Raw genomic sequence first — 13,652 nt, 5'->3', positions numbered from 1 at the left:
CGTCAGCGCAGTCCGTGGCCGCGGCCGTCGCGTTTCGGCGGGACGACCAGCGTGGAGAGGTAGGGGCCGGGCTCGTGCGGGTCCAGGTCGCGGGCGGGGCGGATGTCCTCCTCCGCGAGCCCCAGCCCCGCGCCGTACACCGCCTCGTCGATCCGGCCCGTCTCGCGCAGGACGGCGAGGGTCTCGGGCAGCATCCGCCCGAACTTGTAGGCGGCCACGGCGTCCCCGCGCGCGAGCGCCTCCCGGAACCGCTCGGGCCCGGCGGTCATCGGGAACAGGGCGAGCGCCTCGCGGCCCTCGACCAGCGACGTGCCGCTGCGCGCTGCGAGGTCCTGCATCGCGGTGATCCCCGGCACCAGCTCGACCGACAGCTCCCCCACCACCGACCGCACCGACGCGGCCAGGTAGCTGAACGTGGAGTAGACGCACGGGTCGCCGATCGTCGCGAACACCGCCGTGCCGCCCGGGTGCCGCGCGTACCAGCGCGCCACCTGCGCCGCGGCCGCGTCCCAGGCCTGCTCCCGGCGGTGGGTGTGCTCGCGGTCGTGCAGCGCGAACACCACCCGCTCCACCCGCCACGCCTCGGCGTAGAAGAGCACGGTCTGCTCGGCGCGTCCGGTCTCGCCGGAGTCGGCCACGGGCACGAACACGACGTCGGCCTTGGCCAGCAGGTTGGCCGCCTTCACGGTGACCAGCTCCGGATCGCCGGGGCCGACCCCGACCCCCACCAGCGTGTTCGTCACGACTCGCCCTCCAGGTCGCCTTCGAGGTCGAGGTAGGTCTGGCGCAGCCGGTCGAGCACGGCGTCGTCGGGCTTGGCCCACAGCCCGCGGTCGGCGGCCTCGAGCAGCCGCTCGGTGATCCCGCGCAGCGCCCACGGGTTGGACCGCTGCATGAAGTCGCGGTTGGTCTCGTCGAAGACGTAGCTCTCGGCGAGCTGGGCGTACATCCAGTCGTCGACCACGCCGGCGGTGGCGTCGTAGCCGAACAGGTAGTCGACGGTGGCGGCGAGCTCGAACGCGCCCTTGTAGCCATGGCGCTGCATCGCGGCGATCCACTTCGGGTTCACGACCCTCGCCCGGAAGACCCGCTTGGTCTCCTCGGCGAGCGTGCGGGTCTTCACGGCGTCGGTGACCGCCGAGTCACCCACGTACGCGGCGGGCGAGCGCCCGGTCAGCGCGCGCACCATCGCCACCATCCCGCCGTGGTACTGGAAGTAGTCGTCGGAGTCGACGATGTCGTGCTCGCGGGTGTCCTGGTTCTTGGCCGCCACCGCGATCCGCCGGAACGACTGCTCCATGTCGGCGCGCGCCTCGCGGCCGTCCAGGCCGCGGCCGTACGCGTAGCCGCCCCACACGGCGTAGACCTCGGCGAGGTCGGCGTCGCTGCGCCAGTTGCGGGCGTCGATCAGCGGCAGCAGCCCGGCGCCGTAGGCACCCGGCTTCGAGCCGAAGATCCGGGCCGTGGCCCGGCGGCGGTCGCCGTGGGTGGCCACGTCCTCCTCGACGTGGGCGCGCAGGTGGTTCTGCTCGGGCGGCTCGGCCAGCTCGGCCACCATCCCGAACGCGTCGTCGAGCAGCGTGATGACGTGCGGGAACGCGTCGCGGAAGAACCCGGAGATCCGCACCGTGACGTCGATACGCGGGCGGCCGAGCTCCTCGAGCGGCACGACCTCGACCCCGGTGACCCGCCGCGACGCCTCGTCCCACACCGGGCGGCAGCCGATCAGCGCGAGGATCTCGGCGAGGTCGTCGCCCTGGGTGCGCATCGCCGAGGTCCCCCACACCGTGAGCCCGACGCTCTGCGGGTAGGTGCCGGTGTCGGCGAGGTGGCGGGCGACGAGCGAGTCGGCCAGCGCGCTCCCGATCTCCCACGCCGAGCGCGACGGGATCGCCTTGGGGTCGACGGAGTAGAAGTTGCGCCCGGTCGGGAGCACGTTGACCAGGCCGCGGGTCGGCGAGCCCGACGGCCCGGCGGGCACGTACCCGCCGTCGAGGGCGTGCAGCACGCCGGCGATCTCGTCGGTGGTGCGGTTCAGCCGCGGCACGACCTCGGCGCAGCCGAACTGCAGCACCGCCACCACGTCGGGGATCTCCTCCCCCAGCAGATCGGCGCACACCTGCGCCGCGCCGCTCCAGCCCCGGCCCTGCACCTCCGTGACGAGCGCGCGAGCGACGCCCTCCAGCACGTCGACGAGATCGGCCCCGGTGACGGCCGGCCCCCCGGCGAGCCCGACGAGCCGCTCCAGCGGGGTGCCCCCCGTTGCAGCCCCCGGTGCAGCCCCCGTTGCAGCCCCCGTTGCAGCAAAGCCACTTTCATGCAACGAGGTTGCGTCAAAGTGGCTTTGCTGCAACCGCTCACCCGGAGCCGCGAGAAGGGACTGCTCGTCCATGCCCGCCCACGCCGCCAGCGCGGCGCGGAGGCCGGGCAGCGCCCGCTTCCCGCCCCAGACCTGTGTGGCGCGCAGGATCGACAGCACCAGGTTGACCTGGGCCTCGCCGGCAGGCACCCCACCCAGCACGTGCAGGCCGTCGCGGATCTGGACGTCCTTGACCTCGCACAGGTACCCGTCGATGTGCAGGACGAAGTCGTCGAACTCCTGCTCGCCGGGCGCGTCGTCGACGTGCAGGTCGTGGTGCAGCTGTGCGGTGGTGACGACCTCCCAGATCCGCGCGCGCAGCGCCGGGAGCTTCGCGGGGTCCATCGCGGCGACGGTGGCGTACTCGTCGAGCAGTTGTTCGAGCTTCGCCATCTCGCCGTAGGTGTCGGCGCGCGCCATCGGCGGCACCAGGTGGTCGACGACCACGGCGTGGCCGCGGCGCTTGGCCTGCGTGCCCTCGCCCGGGTCGTTGACGATGAACGGGTAGACCAGCGGCAGCTCGCCGAGCACGGCGTCCGGGGCGCACTCCGCCGACAGCCCGAGCCCCTTGCCCGGCAGCCACTCCAGCGTGCCGTGCTTGCCGAGGTGGATCACGGCGTCCGCGCCGAACTCGTGGTCGAGCCAGCGGTACGCCGCCAGGTAGTGGTGCGACGGCGGCAGGTCGGGGTCGTGGTAGATCGCCACCGGGTTCTCCCCGAACCCGCGCGGCGGCTGGATCATCAGCACCACGTTGCCGAACTGCAGGGACGCGAGCACGACGTCGGTTCCGTCGACGTAGAGCGACCCCGGCGGCTCGCCCCAGTGCTCCCGGATCCCGTCGGTCAGCGCGGACGGCAGCGCGTCGAACCAGCGGCGGTAGTGCTCCAGCCGCACCCGTGACGGGGCGGCGGCGAGCTGGTCCTCGGTGAGCCACTCCACGTCGTGGCCACCGGCGGCGATCAGCGTGTGGATCAGCTCGTCGGAGTCCTCCGGGAAGTCCCCCACCGCGTAGCCGGCGTCCCGCAGCGCGCGCAGCAGCACCACCGCGGACGCCGGGGTGTCCAGCCCGACCGCGTTGCCGACGCGGGCGTGCTTGGTCGGGTAGCTCGACAGCACCACGGCGAGCTTCCGCTCGGCGACGGGCGTGGCCCGCAGCCGGGCGTGGCGGACGGCAAGCCCGGCCAGCCGGGCCGCGCGCTCGGGGTCGGCCCGGTACACGGGGATGTCGTCGCCCGCGTCGACCTCCTTGAACGAGAACGGCACCGTGATCAGCCGGCCGTCGAACTCCGGGATCGCCACCTGCATCGCGGCGTCCATGGGCGAGAGCGCGGCGTCCGAGTCGGCCCAGGTGGCCCGCGACGTGGTCAGGCAGAGCCCCTGCAGCACCGGCACGTCCAGCGCGGCGAGCGCGCCCGCGTCCCAGGAGTCCTCCTCGCCGCCCGCCACGGCGTCGCTCGCGCGGGTGCCCCCCGCGGCGAGGACGGTGGCGACCAGCGCGTCGGCCCGGCCCAGGAGCTCCATCAGGCCGTCCGCCCCGGCGGACGGGACACCGCGCAGCGACCCGCAGAACACCGGCAGCGCGTTGGCGTCCCGCGCCTCGATCGCGTCGCAGAGCGTGTCGACGAACGCGGTGTTTCCCGACAGCTCGTGCGCCCGGTAGAAGACCACCGCAACCGTCGGACGGCCGGGGACCTGCTCGCGCTCGCCGTGCACCCCGAAGTCGGGGGCGGGTGCGGGCGGGGCGAACCCCTCGCCGGTCAGCAGCACCGTGTCGGACAGGAACCGGTGCAGCTCGCGGAGGTTGTCCCGCCCGCCGGCGGCGAGATAGGCCAGCGCCTCCGACGTCACACCGGCCGGCACCGTCGAGGCGGCCATCAGCTCCGCGTCGGGCGCGGCCTCCCCGCCCAGCAGCACGACGGGACGCCCGGACGCCACGAGCGCGTCGACCCCCTCCGGCCAGGCGCGGCGCCCGCCGAGCAGCCGCAGCACGACCACGTCGACGCCGTCGAGCAGCGCGGCCAGGCCGGCGGGCTCGACGCGTGCCGGGTTGGCCGTGCGGTAGAGGGCCCCCGAGCTGCGGGCGGCCAGCAGTTCGGTGTCGGCGGTGGACAACAGCAGGACGGTGCTCGGAGCCCCGTCGGCGGCGGACCCCTCCGGGCCGGCAGTGGCGGAGGCAGCGCGCGTCATCAGCGTTCCTTCCGAGGGTCCGCGCCCTCTACTCGGTGGGAGGTGCGACGGCAGCGAGTGTCTGGCTCCCAGGCCCGCGCGTGCCGGCCCGGTGACAGTGGCGGGACCGCGCCGGACTCACACCGGCTTCCTCCACTGACGTCGGGGAGCACTGGAACACATCGGGAGGTCACGGGTCAACGCGGCGTGAGGATGCCGACGCCCCCACGATCATCCCTAGACTGCGCCGATGATCTCTGACGTGCCAGAACCCGGCATCCCGGGGCTGGCCCGTCCCGAGGTGGTCGGCCAGGGCGGGTACGGCACCGTCTACGCCGCCGAGGAGCCGGAGTTCGGCCGCCGGGTCGCCGTGAAGGTGCTGCACGAGCGGCTCGACGGCGACGGTGTGCGGCGCGCGTTCGTCCGCGAGTGCCAGGCGATGGGGGCGCTGTCCGGGCACCCCCACATCGTCACGGTGCACCGCAGCGGCACCACCGCCCGCGGCGAGCCCTACATCGTGATGGACCTGATGTCGGCGGGGTCGCTCGCCGACCGGATCCGCCGGGACGGGCCGCTGCCGTGGGCCGAGGTCCTGGACGTCGCGGTCACGGTGGCCGGAGCGCTGGAGACGGCGCACCGCGCCGGCATCCTGCACCTGGACCTCAAACCGGCCAACGTGCTCGTCTCCCGCTACGGCGAGCCGAAGCTCGGGGACTTCGGCATCTCGCGCCTGCCTGGCGTCACCGAGACCACGGCCGTCGGCCGGATCCGCGCGAGCGCGGCCTACGCGTCGCCGGAGCGGCTGCTGGAGGGGCACGCCACCCCCGCCGCCGACCTCTACGGGCTCGGCGCCACGATGTTCGCGCTGCTCACCGGCCGTCCGGCGTTCGTCACCGACACCGAGGAGCTGTTCGCCACGGTCGCGCGGATCGCCCGGGACCCGGTGCCCGACCTGCGCCCGGCAGGGGTGCCCGACGCGGTGTGCCGGGTGGTGGAGCGGCTGATGGCGAAGGCGCCGGGCGACCGGTTCGCCTCCGCCGCCGAGGCCGCCGAGGCCCTGCAGGGCGCGCAGCGCGCCACGGGACAGCCGGTCACCCGGGCCGTCGTCGATGGCCCGGCCGCCGGCGGGCCCGGCACCACCGCGACGGTGTACGTCCCGCGCCTGCCTCCCCCCGCCGTCCCGGCCCCGCAGTTCGCACCGCCGCCCGCGCTGGTGCCGCCCCGGCGCGGGCGCCGTCCACTGGTCGTGGCCACGGTCGCCGCGGTGCTGGTGGCCGCGCTCGCCACGATCGCGTTCCTGCAGCTCGTCGACCGTCCACGGTCGGTGAGCGCCGCACCGAGCGAACCCGCAGCCGCCACCGGCACGTCGGGCGCCGCGCTCCCGCGCGAGCACCTGGTCGATGTGGCGCCGGGGGTGGCGCACCCCGCGCTGGAGGAGGCCCGCACCGTGATCGACGAGTACGTCGCGGGGATCAACGAGAACCGCTACGCCGACGCGTTCGCCCTCCTGCACCCCGACTCCGACATCGCCAGCAGCGGGCTGGAGGTGTGGGCGAAGGGGCAGGCCACCACGGTCATCCACAACCCCGTGCTGACGGCGGTGCGCGACGACGACGCGGACGGGCTCGAGGTGGACGTGGCGTTCACCAGCACCCAGTCCGCCGAGCTGGGCCCGGGCGGCCAGACCTGCACGAACTGGCAGCTCACCTACCGCCTGGCCGGCCCCGCCCCTGGCCTGCTGATCCGCGGGGCGCGCACGATCGCCCCGCCGCAGGCCTGCTGAGAGGGTTCAGGCCTGCGCCGCGCGCGCCCGCGCGGCGTCGGCCACCGCGCGGGCGCTTGCCAGCGCGTCGTCGGGCGGGTCGTTCGCCGCCACCAGCTCGGCGGCGGTGGCCGCGGCCGCCGCCGCGAGGTGGATCGCCGCCACCGCGTCGCCGTGCAGGTTCGGGTTGCCGTCACGGGCGATCCCCGCGGCCAGGTCGGCCACCGCGCCCGCGATCTCCCCGATCTCCGCGGGCACGCCCACAGCGTCGCGCCGGGCGACGGTCACGGCATCGGCTCGGGAGGGGTCGTCGCGCGGGAGGCGCACCGCCGCCAGGTACGCCCGGTACGCCGCGGCGTCGGCATCGGCGAGCAGGGCGGCGCGGGCGCGCAGGGCGTCGGCCTCCTGCGCGGCGGAACCGTCGCCGAACCGCGCCGCCATCCCGGTGAGCGCGGCGGCCAGCGCGGCGGCGAGTGCGGCAGCCCCACCGCCGCCCGGGGCGGAGGTGCGGGCGGCCACCGCGTCGAGCAGCTCACGCACGGTGAGATCGAGCAGCGACTCCTCGTCCGGCACGGGTCTCCCTCTCTCAGCCGGTGACCGGCTCGTGGGCCAGCCCGGCGACCGGTCCCACGACGATCACCGCGGGCGGGCTGATCCCCTGCTCGCGCACGGCGTCGGCCACCGTGGCGAGGGTGGCGCGCAGCGAACGCTGGATCCGCATCGTCCCGTCCTGCACCACGGCGACGGGCGTGTCGGCGGGGCGGCCGCCCTCGATCAGCGCGGTGGCGAACGCGTCGATCCGCTCCACCGCCATCAGCAGCACGAGCGTGCCGCGCAGGCGGCCGAGCGCGGGCCAGTCGACGAGGCTGCGCGGGTCGCCGGGGGCGACGTGCCCCGACACCACGACGATCTCGTGGGCGACCCCGCGATGGCTCACCGGGACGTCGGCCACCGCGGGCGCGGCGAACGCGCTGGTCACGCCGGGCACGACGGTGACGGGGACGCCGGCCTCGGCGCAGGCGAGCGCCTCCTCGAAGCCGCGGCCGAAGACGTAGGGGTCGCCGCCTTTGAGCCGGACGACGAACCGGCCGGCCCTGGCGTGCTCCACGAGCAGCTCGTTGATCCGGGCCTGGTTCATCGCGCGGCCGTAGGGGATCTTCGAGGCGTCGATCACCTCGACGTGCGGGGCGAGCGTGTCGAGCAGGTCACGGGGGCCGAGCCGGTCGGTGACGACGACGTCGGCGCGGGCCAGGAGCCGCCTGCCCCGCACGGTGATCAGCTCCGGGTCGCCCGGGCCGCCGCCGATCAGCGCCACGCCCGGATGCACCGGCTCGGCGGAGTCGTCGACCAGGCCGGTCTGCAGCGCCTCGACCAGCGCCGTGCGGACCGCCGCCGAGCGCCGGGGGCGGCGGCCGGCGAGCACCCCGACGGTGAGCCCGTCGTGGTGTCCCACGGCCGGGGTGACCGCGCTGCCTGCCGGTGCGTCGTCGGCGCGCACGCAGAAGATCCGCCGGGCCTCGGCGTCGGCGCCCACCGCCGCGTTGACGGCCGGGTCGTCCGTGCACGCGACGACGTACCAGGCGGCGTCGAGGTCACCGTCGCGGTAGGTCCGCGCGCTCCAGCGCACCTCCCCGGCCGTCGCCATGCCCTCGACCGCCGGGGTGACCTCGGGCGCCACGACCTCGACGTCGGCTCCGGCCGCGAGCAGGCCGGTGATCCGCCGCTGGGCGACCGCGCCACCGCCCACCACGACGACGCGCCTGCCGCCGAGGTCCAGCCCGACCAGATAGGGGTCCACGATCCTCATTCTCCGGCCACCGCTTCCACCTGCTCGTGCCCGTGCCCATGCCCGTGGCCATGGCCATGGCCATGGCCGTGGGCCGGGTCGTCGGGATGGTGGTGCGGGGTCTGGGCGGCCCCGAGCTTGTCCTCGAACCCGGGCAGCAGCACCCGGTACGCGCAGGTGTCGCAGTTCATCCTGATGTCGCCGTGCAGCGCCTCGCGGTAGCGCTCGACGACGAGCCCGGCGAGCTCGTCGCAGTCGCCGAGGTAGCCCGCGATGCGCACGTCGACGTCCGGGTGCTCCGCGCCGAACGCCGTGGCCTGGTCGACGACCCGCCGCGGCAGCACGCCGTCGAACAGGAAGTACGGCGCCACCACCACTCGACGCGCGCCCAGCGCCCGGCAGCGGGCGAGCCCGGCGGTGACGTCGGGGCGGGCCAGCGAGACGAACGCGGGCTCGACGAAGTCGTACGGCCTGCCCTCCTGCAGCAGCCGCGCGACCTTGCAGACCTCCGCGTTGGCGTCCGGGTCGGTGGAGCCCCGCCCGACCAGCAGCACGGCCGTGCCCGCTCCCGGGTCGCCCCGCAGCGCTGCGGTGACCCGCTGGTCGAGCAGGTGCTGCAGCACCGGGTGCGGGCCGAGCGGGCGACCGAGCACGTAGCTGGTGGCCCGGTCGCGCACCACCTCCCGCTGCAGCGCCGCGGGAATGTCGCCCTTCGCGTGCCCGGCGGCCACGAGCACCATCGGCACCGCCGCCAGCGCGGTGTGGCCCCGGCCGGACAGGGCCGTCCAGGCCTCGTGCACGGTCGGCTGGGACAGCTCGATGAACCCGCCGTCCACGTCGACGTTCTCGGCGGCGAGCACCCGCCGGACCCGGTCGGTGAACGCCACGAACTCGGCCACGCCCGTGGCGTCGACCGTTCCGTGGCCGACCAGCAGCACCGGCGGGACGTTCATGGGGTCTCCTCGCTGTACAGCAACGCGTTGACGGCGGCGGCCGCCGCGGCCGCCCCGCCCCGTTCCGATCGGTTGGACACGGCGGGCAGCGGCGCCGAGCGCAGTGCGGCCTTCGCCGCCACCGCGCCGACGAACCCCACGGGCAGCCCCACCACCAGCGGCATGGTGACCAGGCCGGCCACGGCGCAGCGCACCAGTTCGGCCAGCGCGGTGGGCGCGTTGCCGATGGCCCAGACGGCGCCTGCCGGGTGCTCGCCGACGGCGACGCGGATCCCCGCAGCCGACCGGGTGAGCCCCTCGGCGGCCGCGAGCTCACGCACGCCGGGCAGATCGATGGCCACCGTGGCGGGCCGGGCGGTGATCCCGACGGCGACCATGCGCACGTCGGTCACCAGCGGCGCCCCGGCGAGCAACGCCGTGCGGCCGGCGCGCAGCGCGTCCTCGGCGCAGACGAGGTCGCCCGCCCAGCTCGGGTCGGCGCTGGTGTGGACCACCCGCTCCACGACCGCGCGGGTGAGCGGGGGCAGGTCCGAGACGTCGAGCCGGGAACGCAGGATCGCGTACGACTGCACCTCGATGGGGTGCACGGTGGCGCGCACGCTCTCTCCTCCCCGGGTGTCCACGCCCGGACGGGTTCGGTGGTCATCGGCGGCGGGGGTCTGACTCCCCCGGATCGCCCGGGGTCACAGTGGCGGGACCGTCCCGGGATCGCACCGGGTTCCACGCTGCCGATCGCGCCGAGCATAACCCGCGGCTGCCGGCCCCCTGGTTCAGGAAAGCCACGATGCTGCCCGCAGAGGGCAGGAAAGTGGCTTTCCTGAACCTGCCGGGGGTGCGCTCACGGCGGGGCAGCCGTCCAGCGGTAGCCGCGGGGGGTCACCATGCGGCCCGCCACCATCCTCGTCGCCGACGAGCCGACCACCACCGTGGTGAGCATGTCCACCTCTCCCGGGTCGAAGTCGGCCAGTGCGGCCGTCCAGACCCGCTGCCCGGGCCGGCCGGCCTGCCGCACCGCGCCCACGGGTGTCGTCGGGGGGCGGTGGGCCCGGAACGCGTCCAGTGCGGCGCCGAGCTGCCAGTGCCGGTCGCGGCTGCGCGGGTTGTAGAAGCAGGTGACGAGGTCGGCGGACGCGGCGGCCGCCACCCGCTGCTCGATCACCGGCCAGGGGGTGTGCAGGTCCGACAGCGAGATCAGCACGTGGTCGTGGCCGAGCGGAGCCCCGAGCAGCGACGCGGCGGCGAGCGCGGCGGTCACACCGGGCACCCCGACGACGTCGATGTCGGGTCCGGCGCCCTGCAGCGCGGGGCTCGCCATCGCATAGACGCCGGCGTCGCCGGAGCCGATCAGCGCCACGGCGTGCCCCTTCGCCGCGAGGGCGACGGCGTCGGCGGCGCGCTGCTCCTCGTCGCCGAGACCGCTGGCCCGGATCTCGGTGCCCGGCCGCAGCAGGTGCCGAACCTGGTCGACGTACTGGTCGAGGCCCACCACGATCGACGCACGCCGCAGTTCCGTGTCGGCCCGCGGCACGCGCAGGTCGGCGGCGCCGGGCCCGAGACCGACGATCGCCAGCCGGCCCCGGGGGCGGATCCGCGCGGCCGCGACCGTCACGTTGTCGCCCTTGATCTTCTCGACGACCAGCTCGACGGGGGCGCCGCCGCCCAGCTCGGCCGCGGCGTGCAGCGCTGCCGCCTCCGCGACGCTGGCCGTGCCGACCTCGGCGCGCACCACCTCGCTGGGGTTCGGCACGTCGACGCCGGCCAGCACCGCGGCCGGGTAGGTGAGCAGCTCGGCCGGGGCGATCGCGGCGAGGATGCCGGCCTCCCCGGCCTTGAGGTCGACGCTCGCGTAGGCGCGGACGGCCCGCAGGTCGAGCCCGGGCCCGGTCCGGAGCCGGTCCAGGACCGCCGCCACCGCCTCGGGCGGGACCCCGCGGGCACTGCCGATTCCGACCACGAGCGTCGGCGGCACGAGCCGTGTCACACCCGCTGCTGTGGCCGGAGCCGGTGGCACCCGGTCGGTGATCACGATCCGGTGCCGGGGCTCCCCGGTGCCGGGCGGCATCGGTGGCAGCGGGAAGCCGAGCGGGTTCTCCACGTGCGCGGCGCCGTCCAGCAGCGCGGTGCCGGCGGCGGCGAGGTCTCCGTCGACGGTGGCGCCGAGCAGCCCCACCAGCTCGTCGAGGCCCGTGCTCCCCGCGGCGTCGGACGCGGTGGTGATCACCGGCTCGGCGCCGAGCGCCGCCGCGACCCGCGTGGCGAGGGCGTTGGCCCCGCCCTCGTGCCCGCCGGCGAGTGCCACGGCGAACCGGCGGGCCTCGTCCACGCAGACCACCCCGGGGTCGGTGCGCTTGTCGGCCAGCAGCGGGGCGATCAGCCGCACGGTGGCGCCGGTGGCGAGGAAGAACACGGCCCCGTCCAGGCGCGGCCACAGCTGCGCCAGCTCGTCCAGCTCGTGCGGGGTGGCGCCGAGCGGGCCGGCCACCTCGGCGGCGGCCCGCCTGCCGGCCTCGGTCACGGCGAACAGCGCGATGCTCATGCGCCGCACCCACCGAGCGGAGCGTCGGTCATCGGTCCTGCACCTCTCCCCAGACGAGCGTGATCGGGTTGGTGGCCGCGAGCCGGACCGAGCCGTCGGGCAGCTCGGCGAGCCGGCTCGCGGCGATCTGCGTGCCGCCGGTCGCGTAGCCGGCGGCCAGGAGCGCGGCGCGGGTCGGGGCGATCCGGTCCAGCGCGGCGAGCGCCACGACGACCCGCTGCGGGCCGGCCGCAGCAGCGGCGGTGACGACCTCGGGGCCCCCACCGCCGACGAACACGGCGTCCGGGCGCGGCAGCCCGGCCAGCGCGGCGGGCGCCGTGCCGGCCACGAGCCGCACCTCGACGCCGTGGACGTCGGCGTTGGCGCGGACCCGGGCGGCGTCGTCGTCGCGGCGTTCCACCGCGAGCGCCGCCGCACCGAGGCGGGCGCACTCGACCGCCACCGAGCCCGACCCGGCGCCGACGTCCCAGACGAGGGTGCCGGGGCGCGGGGCGAGCCGGGCCAGCGCGACGGCCCGGACCTCGGCCTTCGTGACCATCCCGGCGCGGTGCTCGAAGGCGGTGTCGGGCAGCGCCCACCCCCCGGGGGGCGGCGCGGGATCGCCGCCGGCGAACCAGCCGCGGGCGGGTACCTCCGGCGCGTCGGTGGCGCGCAGGCACAGCACCACGGAGAGCGGATGCCACGCCCGGGTGGCGGCCTCGGCGGCCGGCACGGTCGTCACCCGCTCCCCCGGACCGCCCAGGTCCTCGGCGACGACGAGCGCGCGCGGCCAGCCGTCGAGGGCGGCGCCGATCTCCGCGGGCCCGGCGCCCGGCCCGGTGAGGACGGCCGTCGCCCCGCGGGCCCGGCAGACGTTGACGGCAGGACCGAGGGCGCGGCCGTGCGCGCTCACCACGGCCACGTCGTCCCAGGAGCGGCCGACGCGGGCGAACAGCAGCTGCACGCTCGACCGGGCGGGCAGCACGACGAGTTCGTGACCGCGCTCGCGCAGCAGCCGCACGATCCCGAAGAACCCCGGGTCCCCGCTGGCCAGCAGCACGGCCCGCCGACCCGCGAGCTTCGCCAGTGCGGGCTCGACGGGGCCCAGCTCGACGCGCTCGGCCGCATCCGGCAGCGGCACGGCCGCCAGGTGCCGGGGCGCCCCGACCACGAGCTCGGCCTCCGCGAGCGCCGCGGCCGCCCCCGGCGGGAGCGGCGAGCCGTCGAGCCCGACGACGGTGAGGGTCACGGGGCGGGGCGTCCGGCCGCCCGGGCCGCGCGCAGCTCGCGGCGCGCCGCGGCGTCCGGCTTGCGGAAGGTGTGGAAGTGGCCGGGGTGGTAGAGGTGGCTGCGCCGCCCCGTCGCGCCGAGTGCCGCGCCGACCAGGAACAACGTCTGCCGCCACAGCTTGCGCTCCTTGCAGACCGCCTCGACCTCGTCGAGCCGGCAGCGCAGGGTCAGCTCGTCGGGCCAGCTGGTGCGGTAGGCCACCACGACGGGCGTGTCGTCCGGATAGCCACCGGCGCGCAGCTCGTCGACCATCTGGGCGGTGCGGGCGGCGGACAGGAAGATCGCCATCGTGGTGCCGTGCCGGGCGAACTCGCGCAGCTTCTCCCGCTCCGGCATCGGCGTCTTGCCCCCTTCGAGCCGGGTGAGCACCACCGACTGCGCGACCTCGGGGATCGTCAGCTCCCGGCCGGCGACGGCGGCGGCGGCCCCGAACGCGGAGACCCCCGGCACGATCTCGACGTCGAGGCCGATCTCCTCCGCCGCGTCGTACTGCTCCTGCACCGCGCCCCACAGCGACGGGTCACCGGAGTGCACGCGGGCCACCTTCAGCCCCTCGGCGGCGGCCCGGCGGTAGAGGGCGAGCACGTCCTCGTGGGCGATCGCCGAGGAGTCGACGAGCTCGGCGTCGGCCCGGGCGTGCTCGGTGACGCACTCCTCCATCACCAGGCTCGCGGCCCAGATCACCACGTCGGCCTCGGCGATCCGCCGCGCGCCGCGCAAGGTGATGAGGTCGGCCGCCCCCGGCCCCGCCCCGATGAAGGACACTCTCCCGCGATCCACGCCGGACAGTCTGAGCTGCGGGGCCGAGCGAAGTAAAACGC

At 76.0% G+C, this 13,652-nt stretch carries 10 protein-coding genes and 2 riboswitches; of the genes, 1 reads left to right on the top strand and 9 read right to left on the bottom strand.

Annotation, left to right across the window (positions count from 1 at the left end; translation table 11 throughout):
* Window positions 1–2: 2 nt before the first annotated feature.
* Entirely contained in the window at window positions 3–743 is a 741-nt protein-coding gene (gene cobI / locus ACQPZA_RS10285) for a precorrin-2 C(20)-methyltransferase (protein WP_169398865.1), read from the bottom strand.
* Window positions 740–4,546: a cobaltochelatase subunit CobN gene (cobN, locus tag ACQPZA_RS10280; protein WP_433280001.1), complete on the bottom strand. Its 3,807-nt coding sequence runs from the start codon at window positions 4,544–4,546 to the stop codon at window positions 740–742. The genes cobI and cobN overlap by 4 nt, the downstream gene beginning before the upstream one ends.
* A gap of 35 nt (window positions 4,547–4,581) precedes the next feature.
* Window positions 4,582–4,701: riboswitch (cobalamin riboswitch) on the bottom strand.
* A 74-nt stretch (window positions 4,702–4,775) separates the two neighbouring features.
* Here cobN and ACQPZA_RS10275 point away from each other — a divergent pair.
* Complete coding sequence (locus ACQPZA_RS10275) at window positions 4,776–6,308, top strand: serine/threonine-protein kinase (RefSeq protein WP_433279999.1); 1,533 nt, start codon at window positions 4,776–4,778, stop codon at window positions 6,306–6,308.
* A 6-nt stretch (window positions 6,309–6,314) separates the two neighbouring features.
* On the opposite strand, the gene ACQPZA_RS10270 is transcribed toward ACQPZA_RS10275, so the two are convergent.
* The 7 genes from ACQPZA_RS10270 to cobM form a co-directional block, all read right to left on the bottom strand.
* Window positions 6,315–6,860, bottom strand: a complete 546-nt coding sequence (locus ACQPZA_RS10270; protein ID WP_433279997.1) for a cyclodeaminase/cyclohydrolase family protein — start codon at window positions 6,858–6,860, stop codon at window positions 6,315–6,317.
* Between the two features lie 13 nt (window positions 6,861–6,873).
* Complete coding sequence (cobA, locus tag ACQPZA_RS10265) at window positions 6,874–8,085, bottom strand: uroporphyrinogen-III C-methyltransferase (protein WP_433279995.1); 1,212 nt, start codon at window positions 8,083–8,085, stop codon at window positions 6,874–6,876.
* A 5-nt stretch (window positions 8,086–8,090) separates the two neighbouring features.
* A complete protein-coding gene (locus ACQPZA_RS10260) occupies window positions 8,091–9,026 on the bottom strand; it encodes a sirohydrochlorin chelatase (RefSeq protein ID WP_433279993.1) in 936 nt (311 codons plus the stop codon).
* Window positions 9,023–9,625 carry a precorrin-8X methylmutase gene (locus ACQPZA_RS10255; RefSeq protein WP_433279991.1) on the bottom strand — a complete coding sequence of 201 codons (603 nt, stop codon included), beginning with the start codon at window positions 9,623–9,625 and terminating at the stop codon, window positions 9,023–9,025. Before ACQPZA_RS10255 ends, ACQPZA_RS10260 begins: the two co-directional genes overlap by 4 nt.
* A gap of 65 nt (window positions 9,626–9,690) precedes the next feature.
* Window positions 9,691–9,747, bottom strand: a riboswitch (cobalamin riboswitch).
* 117 nt (window positions 9,748–9,864) lie between these two features.
* Entirely contained in the window at window positions 9,865–11,562 is a 1,698-nt protein-coding gene (gene cobJ / locus ACQPZA_RS10250) for a precorrin-3B C(17)-methyltransferase (RefSeq protein ID WP_433279989.1), read from the bottom strand.
* Window positions 11,563–11,590: 28 nt separating this feature from the next.
* Window positions 11,591–12,790: a precorrin-6y C5,15-methyltransferase (decarboxylating) subunit CbiE gene (gene cbiE / locus ACQPZA_RS10245; protein WP_433279987.1), complete on the bottom strand. Its 1,200-nt coding sequence runs from the start codon at window positions 12,788–12,790 to the stop codon at window positions 11,591–11,593.
* Window positions 12,787–13,611: a precorrin-4 C(11)-methyltransferase gene (cobM, locus tag ACQPZA_RS10240; RefSeq protein WP_169398874.1), complete on the bottom strand. Its 825-nt coding sequence runs from the start codon at window positions 13,609–13,611 to the stop codon at window positions 12,787–12,789. Before cobM ends, cbiE begins: the two co-directional genes overlap by 4 nt.
* Window positions 13,612–13,652: the final 41 nt, after the last annotated feature.

It is taken from the genome of Pseudonocardia xinjiangensis (assembly GCF_050948425.1).
Classification (GTDB): Bacteria; Actinomycetota; Actinomycetes; order Mycobacteriales; family Pseudonocardiaceae; genus Pseudonocardia; species Pseudonocardia xinjiangensis.
This window is presented reverse-complemented; position numbering and strand designations above follow the sequence as displayed.

Bases quoted from the DNA above. Each gene is read 5' to 3' on its own strand.
- cobN (WP_433280001.1), bottom strand. From the start codon at position 4,546: ATGACGCGCGCTGCCTCCGCCACTGCCGGCCCGGAGGGGTCCGCCGCC.
- ACQPZA_RS10275 (WP_433279999.1), top strand. From the start codon at position 4,776: ATGATCTCTGACGTGCCAGAACCCGGCATCCCGGGGCTGGCCCGTCCC.
- ACQPZA_RS10260 (WP_433279993.1), bottom strand. From the start codon at position 9,026: ATGAACGTCCCGCCGGTGCTGCTGGTCGGCCACGGAACGGTCGACGCC.
- cobJ (WP_433279989.1), bottom strand. From the start codon at position 11,562: ATGAGCATCGCGCTGTTCGCCGTGACCGAGGCCGGCAGGCGGGCCGCC.